10 protein-coding genes are annotated in these 9,319 nt (G+C 62.6%); all 10 read right to left on the reverse strand.

Translation table 11 applies throughout. From position 1 onward, the window contains the following. Window positions 1-55: 55 nt before the first annotated feature. On the reverse strand, window positions 56-412 hold the full coding sequence (locus G7020_RS09380) for a hypothetical protein (RefSeq protein ID WP_181083918.1): 357 nt from the start codon (window positions 410-412) through the stop codon (window positions 56-58). A 57-nt stretch (window positions 413-469) separates the two neighbouring features. Next, window positions 470-2,155 carry a PAS domain-containing hybrid sensor histidine kinase/response regulator gene (locus G7020_RS09385; RefSeq protein WP_181083919.1) on the reverse strand — a complete coding sequence of 562 codons (1,686 nt, stop codon included), beginning with the start codon at window positions 2,153-2,155 and terminating at the stop codon, window positions 470-472. Continuing rightward, window positions 2,139-3,302 (reverse strand): alcohol dehydrogenase-like regulatory protein ErcA, encoded by a 1,164-nt coding sequence (ercA, locus tag G7020_RS09390; protein ID WP_181083921.1) that lies wholly within the window; start codon window positions 3,300-3,302, stop codon window positions 2,139-2,141. The genes G7020_RS09385 and ercA overlap by 17 nt, the downstream gene beginning before the upstream one ends. Before the next feature lie 40 nt (window positions 3,303-3,342). Further along, complete coding sequence (locus G7020_RS09395; RefSeq protein ID WP_181083923.1) at window positions 3,343-5,256, reverse strand: alpha/beta hydrolase family protein; 1,914 nt, start codon at window positions 5,254-5,256, stop codon at window positions 3,343-3,345. Beyond that, window positions 5,253-6,404 (reverse strand): pyrroloquinoline quinone biosynthesis protein PqqE, encoded by a 1,152-nt coding sequence (gene pqqE, locus G7020_RS09400; RefSeq protein ID WP_181083925.1) that lies wholly within the window; start codon window positions 6,402-6,404, stop codon window positions 5,253-5,255. The genes G7020_RS09395 and pqqE overlap by 4 nt, the downstream gene beginning before the upstream one ends. Next, window positions 6,376-6,657, reverse strand: a complete 282-nt coding sequence (gene pqqD / locus G7020_RS09405; protein ID WP_181083927.1) for a pyrroloquinoline quinone biosynthesis peptide chaperone PqqD — start codon at window positions 6,655-6,657, stop codon at window positions 6,376-6,378. The genes pqqE and pqqD overlap by 29 nt, the downstream gene beginning before the upstream one ends. After that, complete coding sequence (pqqC, locus tag G7020_RS09410; RefSeq protein WP_181083929.1) at window positions 6,654-7,406, reverse strand: pyrroloquinoline-quinone synthase PqqC; 753 nt, start codon at window positions 7,404-7,406, stop codon at window positions 6,654-6,656. The genes pqqD and pqqC overlap by 4 nt, the downstream gene beginning before the upstream one ends. An 81-nt stretch (window positions 7,407-7,487) precedes the next feature. Further along, a complete protein-coding gene (gene pqqB / locus G7020_RS09415; protein WP_181083932.1) occupies window positions 7,488-8,399 on the reverse strand; it encodes a pyrroloquinoline quinone biosynthesis protein PqqB in 912 nt (303 codons plus the stop codon). Between the two features lie 49 nt (window positions 8,400-8,448). Next, window positions 8,449-8,520: a pyrroloquinoline quinone precursor peptide PqqA gene (gene pqqA, locus G7020_RS09420; protein WP_074436856.1), complete on the reverse strand. Its 72-nt coding sequence runs from the start codon at window positions 8,518-8,520 to the stop codon at window positions 8,449-8,451. 644 nt (window positions 8,521-9,164) lie between these two features. After that, a partial coding sequence (locus G7020_RS09425; protein WP_073657905.1) for an aldehyde dehydrogenase family protein occupies window positions 9,165-9,319 on the reverse strand: 155 nt, incomplete at its 5' end.

Consider the following 9,319-nt stretch of genomic DNA (forward strand, 5'->3'; position numbering starts at 1 on the left):
CACGCACACGGCACCCATCAGCGTTTCGGCAATGGATGCATCAGGTCAGCGGAAATCAGAAGCGTGGTGGACGCCAGAGGTCGTTACCCGAGCCGGAGGGAATATGCTCGGGTATATAGGTGATCAGCAGATGTGCGGTGGTTGTCAGCACCGATTTGGTTACAGCCACCTGCAACATACAGTTTGTCTTGCATTGGTGGTCGCTCTTGCAGAGCGGGTTCTGCCCATGTGAATGCTCTGCCCCGTTCCCGACACCCGTATCGTGCGCCGCATGGTCTGTCGGCGTGGAAATCATCATTTCGCCGTCCTGCATCTGGCAGGCCTCAATAACCAGCCCAACAGCCGCCATCCCGTTAACGGGGAGCGAGAAGCTGATCAATAGAATCAGACAGAGCCGCAGGTAAGGTTTCATGGCAGGGATTCTAGCTGCTCAATCGTGCCCGGATACTTGATCCGAATCGGCTTTGGGTCATTCAGGACCACCATGGCCCTTGTTAAGGAGCAAATGACTCAGGACCGAGCGCAGTTTGCCGGCCTTGACCGGCTTGTTAAGCACCGGCACCCCGACACCCTGCAACTCGCGGCGGCACTGGTCGCTGCGGTCGGCGGTGATCATCACCGCCGGGATCGAGTAGCCGAAACGTGCGCGCAGCTTCTGGACCGCCTGCCAGCCGGTCATCCCCTGATCCAGGTGATAGTCCGCCAGGATCAATTCCGGCGGCGATCCGGCCAGCACGTGGCTCGCTTCAGCCTCATCGGTCGCAATCAGCACTTCGCAGCCCCACTGACCGAGCAGTGCGGCCATGCTGTGCAGGATGCTCAGCTCGTTGTCCAGCACCAGCAAGCGCCGTCCCGGCAGAGGATCGCCCGGCAGTGACAGCATTGGCGCTTCACCTGCCACTGGCGATGGAGCATCGGCCAGCGGCACATCGATACTGAATACCGAACCGCGCCCCGGCTGCGAACGGACCTGCACCCGATAGTCCAGCATCGCTGCAATACGGTCGACGATGGCAAGGCCCAGGCCGACCCCGGTGCGTTCGGCGGCGCGCTGCAAGCCCAGCTGGTTGAATTCGAGGAATATCGACTGCATCTGATCCGCCGCGATGCCACGCCCGGTATCCCATACCTCGATGCGCAGATGGTCACCGCGCTTGCGCGCGCCCAGCAGCACGCGACCCTGGTCGGTATAACGGCAGGCGTTGCTGAGAAAGTTGCGCAGGATGCGCGTCAGCAGCCGGAAATCGCTGTGCAGCGCGTAGGCCGGGATGTAGTGCTCAAAGCCAAGCCCTTTCGCTTGCGCCACCGACTCGAATTCGGACACCAGCGGCAACAGCACTTCATCGAGGCGGTAAGCATAAATGTCAGGCTTGATCGCCTGCTGATCGAGCTTGGAAATATCCAGCAGGTCGGTGAGCAGGTCTTCGGCACCTTCCAAGGCCTGATTCGCGCGCTCGACAAGGGTCTGCTCCGCCTCCGGCAGGCTCCGTTCGCGCAGGGTGGAAATCAGCAGGCGCGCGGCATTCAGCGGCTGCAACAGATCATGACTGGCCGCCGCCAGATACTTGTCCTTGCTGCGGTTGGCCGCCTCGGCGGAATCGCGCGCCTGACGCAGTTCCAGGGTGCGTTCGGTGACACGCTGTTCAAGCTGCTCGTTGAGATGCTGCAGATGCAACTGCGCCAGCTTGCGCTCGGTGATATCGGCGACGAAACCTTCGACCAGGCCGTCTTCATCCGGCTTGAGCAGCAGGTTCATCATCACGTCGATGGCGCTGCCATCCTTGCGGCGCAGACGGGTTTCATAGCCGAACAGGCCCAACTGGGTACTCAGCACATGGCGAATCCGCTGCAACTCTTCCTCGCCACCGATGAACAGCTGGTGCGAAAGATCGGTCAGCCCCCAGAGCGCATCCTCCGGGCTGTCATAGCCGAGCATGCGCGCCAGGGCCGGATTGGCGGCGCGTATGCCTTCGCGCAGACTGGCCTGGAAGATGCCATGCACCGCATGCTCGAACAGCCACTTGTAGCGATTGCGCTCGGCCTCCAGCTCTTCGAGCCGGCTGAGCAATTCCGGATAGTGGCTCTTGCGCGCCGAGTGGGTGCCCAAGCCAAGCAATCCGGCCAGCGCATCGTTAGGCTCAGAGTGCTTCGGCATAGACCACTTCGACGTCACGCTGGGTCGACGAACGCGGGTTGGTAAGGATGCACGGGTCCTGCATGGCATGCCGGGAGAGGAACGGAATGTCCGAGATATTCACCCCGTGCAGCCCCAGGGTTTCGCTGAAGCCGATGGCCTGCTTGAGCTGGATCAGATGGGCCACCAGGCGATCACGAATCTGTGCGTGGGTCAGGCCACGGGTGTCGATACCGAAGGTCTGCGCGACGATCTTGAAGCGCTCGGGCGCGGCGCTGTAGTTGAACGCCACCACATGCTCGATCAGCACCGCGTTGCACAGGCCATGCGGCAGATCGAGATAGCCGCCCAGGCTGTGGGACATGGCGTGTACCGCGCCAAGAATCGCATTGGAGAAGGCCAGCCCCGCCTGCATGCTGCCGAGCATGATCTTCTCGCGCAGCTCGATATCCGCCGGATTGGCGATCATCTGTACCAGGTGGCCGTTGATCAGGCGCATCGCCTCCAGTGCGTGGGGATCGGTGAGCGGCCCGTTGCCGGTGGACACGAAGGCTTCTATCGCATGCACCAGTGCGTCGATGCCGGTGCAGGCGGAAAGAAAAGGGTCCATGCTCAGGGTGGTTTCCGGGTCGATCAGCGACACGTCGGGCACCGCGCCCTTGCTGACGATGGAAAACTTCATCCGCTCGTCCTGATTGGAAATGATCACGAATTGCGAAACATCCGCCGAGGTGCCTGCCGTGGTCGGGATCAGAATCAGCGGCGGGCTCGGTACGCGCAGGGTGTCGACGCCCTCGAACTCGATGATGTTGCGCCCATGCGCGACTGAAATGCCGATGCCCTTGGCACAATCCATCGGGCTGCCGCCGCCCACCGCAACAATGGCATCGCAGGCCTGGCTGCGATACACCTCGGCGCCCAGCATCACTTCTTCGGCACGCGGATTGGCCGAGACCTGGGTAAACAGATGATGCTCGATATTCTGCCGCGCCAGGCTCATCTGGATATCCAAGACCCAACCGGCGGCAACCACGCCTGGATCAGATACCAGCAGCACCTTGCGGGCGCCAAAGTTCTTCGCGTAGTTGCCCGCGCTATGTCGGCAACCCGCACCGAAGACGATCTCGGGAGAAACGAATTTGCGCTGCAGGCTAAGATTGGGGCTCATTACTACGGCCTATAGTTATTTTTTGTTACGACCGGTAAGACTACTGCTTTCCACTGTTAAAGCAATCAGTCGCCTCCACGCTCAGCAGGCACTGGTAGAAACGAAATTCCCGCTCCAGCGCATCGGCCAGATGGTACGCCTGGCGAAAGCCGTGGCGCTCCTCGGGATAAAGTCGGTACTCGACGGCAACGCCCTGCTCGCGCAATGCCGCCACCATGGTTTCGGTCTGCTCCGGCAGCACCACCGCATCCTGCCCGCCCTGGAAGAAGATCACCGGCACGCGAATCCGCGCGGCATGGTACAGCGGCGTGCGCTGCCGGTAGCGTTCGGCATCGGCCTGCGGGTCGCCGATCAGCCAGTCCAAGTAGTCGGCCTCGAACTTGTGCGTGACCCGACGTAACGCCAGGGGATCGCTGACGCCATAGAGGCTGGCCCCGCCACGGAAACCGACATCTGCCACGAGGGCGCCGAGCGCAGTATAGCCGCCAGCGCTGGAGCCTCGGATAAAGGTACGCGCCGGGTCGATCTGCCCACGCCGGGCAAGTTCGGCCACGGCGGCGCAGGCATCCTCCACGTCCAGCACGCCCCACTGGCCACGCAAGCGCTGGCGATAGGCACGCCCGAAGCCGCTGCTGCCACGGTAATTGATATCCGCCACGGCAAAGCCGCGCTGGGTCCAGTACTGGATACGCGGATCGAAGACCGGATAACAGGCCGACGTCGGGCCGCCGTGGATAAACACCACCAGCGGTGACTTCTCTCCTGCAGGAGCACGATAGCGGGCATTGCCCGGCGGATAGAAAAAACCGTGGGCGGTCTCGCCATCGCCGCCGGGAAAGCTGAACGGTTGCGGCCTGGACAGCTGTTCAGCCGCCAGTGGCTGCTCGCCTCCGGCAAGCAATCGGGCCTGGCCGCTGCTTCGATCGATCGACAGCACGCCCGGCATCCGACCTGGCGAGCCGGCAATGCAATAGAAACGATGTTCGTCGGCTGCCAGTTGGCGGCAACGGCTGAATTCCTTCGCCAGATGGCGCTCGCCGTTTTGGCTGTGCTGCTCGAACAGCAAGCCGTGCCCCTCCAGCATGCGCGTCAGCAGCACAGAGCCTTCGGGCAGAGGCAGATAGCTGACCGTACCCAGTTGCCAGGGCGCCGGAGCATGATCGCATTCTGCCGAACCGAACACCGGCACAAGGCCGTCACCCTGCTCCCGCCAAGGCTGCCACCAGCCATCGAGATCGCTCAGACAATACAGGGTGCCATCTGCGGCGAAGCGCGGTTGCTGCAACGACTCGCCGCCCGGCGCGCCAGCCAGGCACCAGGGCGTTTGGCAGCCCCCCTCCGCTGTGCGCTCGGCAACCCAGAGGCTGGTCGCCGTCCAGGGCTGTTCGGGCCGCTGCCACTGAACCCAGGCCAAACGTCCACTATTGGCATCCAGCGTAGGCGATGCATAGAAGTCGGCCCCTTCGGCCAGCACCCTGCGCCGGCCATCGGCGAGCGAAAAGCTGACCAGACGGTGCTCCACGCATGTGCCCGACCTTCGCTCTTCCACGGCCAGAATGGCACCGTAACGCCCATCGAATTGCAGGTCGCCATAACGGCAATCCGAATGTCGCGTCAGCACGGTCGGCGTGCCGTCACCTTCGATCCGTTGCAGATAAATCTGCTGGTCCTGCTCGTCGACATAGGCCACACCATCATCCGTCAGACAGAAGGCGCCGCCGCCATATTCGTAGACCCGGCTGCGCAGCGAGATGCCTGGCGGCGTCAGACAACGGGTCGTGCCGTCACGCCAGTGCCAGAGCGTGCAGCGAGCGTCCGCCGGGTCGTATTCGACCCACAGCAGCCCGCCGTGGCCAGCGCGCAACTCGGCGAAATCGCGGCTGGCGCAGGCAGCCTTCTCCGCGCTCCAGTCGCTGGGCCAGAAGCCGTGGGGAAGCACAGAGCCCGTATTCATGCGCGGATGATCAGCTTCGAGGCCTTTTCGTTGCGATGTTGCAGCTGTTCGAGCGGTGCGCCCTGCTCGGCCTGCTCGCGCGCCGCGAGAATTTTGCCGTGGTGGGCCGACTTGCTGCAGACCGGGTCGGCGTTGGCGGCATCGCCGGTGAGCATGAACGCCTGGCAGCGGCAGCCGCCGAAATCCTGTTCCTTTTCATCACAACTGCGGCAGGGTTCGGGCATCCAGTCGTAGCCGCGGTATTTGTTGAAGCCGAACGAGTGCTTCCAGATGTGCTCGATGCTGTGCTCGCGCACGTTGGGGAACTGCACCGGCAACTGGCGCGCGCTGTGGCAGGGCAAGGCGGTGCCGTCCGGCGTGATATCGAGAAACAGATTGCCCCAGCCATTCATGCAGCCTTTGGGGCGCTCTTCGTAATAGTCCGGAGTGACGAAAATCAGCTTGCAGGGGTGGTTTTCGGCGGCCAGCTTTTCGCGCCATTCATTGGTGATGCGCTCGGCACGCACCAGCTGTTCCTTGCTGGGCAGCAGGCCGGCACGATTGAGCTCGGCCCAGCCGTAGAACTGGCAGGTGGCCAACTCGACGAAGTCCGCCTCCAGCTCCAGGCACAACTGGATGATGCGCTCGATATTGTCGATGTTGTGCCGATGGGTGACGAAGTTGAGCACCATCGGATAGCCGTGCGCTTTGACCGCACGGGCCATGGCCAGTTTCTGCGCAAAGGCCTTCTTGGAACCGGCCAGCAGGTTGTTCACTTCCTCGTCGGCGGCCTGGAAGCTGATCTGGATATGGTCGAGCCCGGCCTCGGCAAAGGCGGCGATCTTGGCTTCGGTCAGGCCGATACCGGAGGTGATCAGGTTGGTGTAGTAGCCCAGCTCGCGCGCGGCGGCGATCAGCTCGACCAAGTCCTCACGCACCAGTGGTTCGCCACCGGAGAAGCCCAGCTGTGCCGCGCCCATCTCTCGCGCCTGACGGAACACCTCGATCCACTCGGCGGTGCTCAACTCTTCATGGCTACGGGCGAAATCCAGCGGATTCGAGCAATACGGGCATTGCAGCGGACAACGGTAGGTCAGCTCGGCTAGCAACCACAACGGCGGGCCGACAACCACACCCGGCTTAGCGAAGCTCGATCCAGAACCGTTCAACGGCCACCTCCAGAAACGCCAGGATATCGTCCTCGATCCCTTCGGCACCGGGGAAACTCGATTGCAGGTCGGCAACGATGCCGCCTACCGTCCGCGCGCCATCGACCCGCTTGAGGATTTCGCTGGCACTGTCGTTGAGCTTGATCATCCCCTCCGGGTAGAGCAGCACATGGCAGCCCTGCGCCGGCTCGAACTGGAAGCGATAGCCGCGACGCAGCACGGGAACGCGGGGCAGCACGTCTTCATGGGTCATGATGCGATGCCCCTGTGCCAGATGCGCTCACGGGTAACCGTGTGATAGGGCGGGCGATCCAGCTCGTAGGCCATGCTCATGGCGTCGAGCATGCTCCAGAGTACGTCCAGCTTGAACTGGAGGATGTTCAGCATGCGCTGCTGGGCCTCGAAGGTCGTGTAGTGCTCGAGGGTGATGCGCAGGCCGTGCTCGACATCCCGGCGGGCTTCCTTGAGGCGTTTGCGGAAGTAGTCGTAGCCGGAGGTATCGATCCAGCTGTAATGCTGCGGCCAGGCGTCAAGGCGCGACTGATGGATGGTGGGCGCGAAGAGTTCGGTCAGCGAGCTGCTGGCCGCCTCCTGCCACACCGCGCGACGCGCGAAATTGACGTAGGCATCCACCGCGAAGCGCACGCCGGGCAGCACCAGTTCCTGCGACAGCACCTGCTCGCGATCCAGCCCCACCGCCTCGGCCAGACGCAGCCAAGCCTCGATGCCACCCTCCTCACCGGGCCTGCCATCATGATCGATGATGCGCTGGATCCACTCGCGGCGCGTATCCCGGTCCGGGCAGTTGGCCATGATCGCCGCATCCTTCACCGGAATGCAGACCTGATAGTAGAAGCGGTTGGCGACCCAGCCCTGGATCTGCTCGCGGGTCGAACGACCTTCATACATGGCGCGGTGGAAAGGGTGGTGGATATGGTAGTACTCGCCCTTGGCGCGCAGGGCCTGCTCGAACTCGGCAGGGGTCATGGCTGGCTGGGTCATCACGGGACTTCCTTGGTTATGCGCCGCCAGGCCGCTCGCACAGGCGCGCTGATGATCGTATGGAGGGCGTATGGGCGAGCGTCAGAGCTCGATGCTCATGCCGTCGAACGCCACTTCGATGCCCTGTTCGCCGAGTATTTCGCGCTCGGCGGAATCCTCGTCGAGGATCGGATTGGTGTTGTTGATATGGATGAGGATCTTGCGCGTCGCCGGCAACCCGTCGAGCACTTCGATCATGCCGCCAGGACCGCTCTGCGGCAGATGCCCCATCTCGCTGCCGAGCTTGTCGCCCACCTCGCGCACACGCATCTCGTCATCGCGCCAGAGGGTGCCGTCCACCAACAGGCAATCGGCGCCGCGCATGATCTCCAGCAACTCGGGGCTGACCTGGCCGAGACCCGGCGCATAGAAGAGCTTGCCACCGCTCTGGCGATCCTCGATTAGCAGACCGATGTTGTCGCCCGGATGCGGGTCGTTGCGGTGCGGCGAATACGGCGGCGCCGAACTGCGCAGCGGAATTGGCGTGATCAGCAGGTTCGGGCATGCCGGAATGACGAAGCTGCCCTGCAGGGCGATGGGATTCCACTTCAGCCCGCCGTTCCAGTGCTCGAGCATGTTGAACAGCGGAAAACCACTGGTCAGGTCCTGATGGACCATCTCGGTGCACCAGACTTCATGGGGGCAGCCCTCGCGCAGGGTCAGCAGACCGGTGGTGTGGTCGATCTGGCTGTCGAGCAGGATGATCGCGGCAATGGCCGTGTCGCGCGGTCTGCGTGCCGGTTGCAGTGTGGGAAAAGCCTCCAGCTGGGCGCGGATGTCCGGCGAGGCGTTGCACAGAATCCAGTCGACACCGTTGTCGCTGATGGCAATGGAGGACTGGGTGCGCGGCTGTGCACGCAAGGTACCGGCACGCACGCCGGCACAGTTGGCGCAATTGCAGTTCCATTGTGGAAAGCCGCCGCCAGCAGCAGAACCGAGAATCTGGATGAACATGGGCAGCTCCCGAAAAAGATGAAGCCCCGACCAGGCCGGGGCTGGTCGATCAGCGGTTAGCGAAGTACATGGTGACTTCAAAACCGATGCGCAGGTCGCTGAAAGCAGGCTTGGTCCACATGGCTTATTCCTCTTGTCGTTGATGCCGGAGTTATTCCGACAACTTCATTAAGCACCCTATGCCTTTGCAAACAGAATGGTACTTTGGAAGGAGACAGCAACCTGCATTGGTAGTGCCTTCGGCATTGACCAGAGGGGCCGCAAGCGGCGGTCGATTCGCAGACGAAAAAAGCCATGTCCCCGTTACGTGCTGCGGGGCGGATGCAGGCTGTTGCAGGTCGAATTAGCCGAAGGCGTAATCCGACAAGGCAGAGCGTAAACCAGCGGATAACCCCGGTCCCGCTCGTCGGGTCGATAAAGCGTGACCCGACCTACGAACGACCACAGGAGCGGTATGCATATGCCCATCGTGGGAGGGGCCTTGGCCGCGAACAGAGCCACGCCGATGCCCGGGCATCGATTCGCGGACAAGTCCGCCCCACAAAAGCAGGGTTGCTCCACCAGCACGTAACGGGGACATAGCGGCGACAAAGGCGATTTGCAGACAAAAAAAACGCGGCCTGGGCCGCGCTGCAACAATGGACATCCGTGCTCGTGGGATACCGCTGGCCGGAATGCCCGCGCCCCTCGGGGCGCTCTGCAAGTCAACCGGCGCGCGGGAGCTGAGCGCGCCGGGTCCACCGAGATGGTTTAAAAGCTCTTCATTCAAAAGAAGCCGAGCGGATTGATGTCATAGCTGACCAGCAGGTTCTTGGTCTGCTGGTAATGGTCGAGCATCATCTTGTGGGTTTCGCGACCGACGCCGGACTTCTTGTAGCCACCGAACGCGGCGTGCGCCGGGTACAGGTGGTAGCAGTTGG

It is taken from the genome of Stutzerimonas stutzeri (genome assembly GCF_013522825.1).
Lineage (GTDB): Bacteria > Pseudomonadota > Gammaproteobacteria > Pseudomonadales > Pseudomonadaceae > Stutzerimonas > Stutzerimonas stutzeri_AK.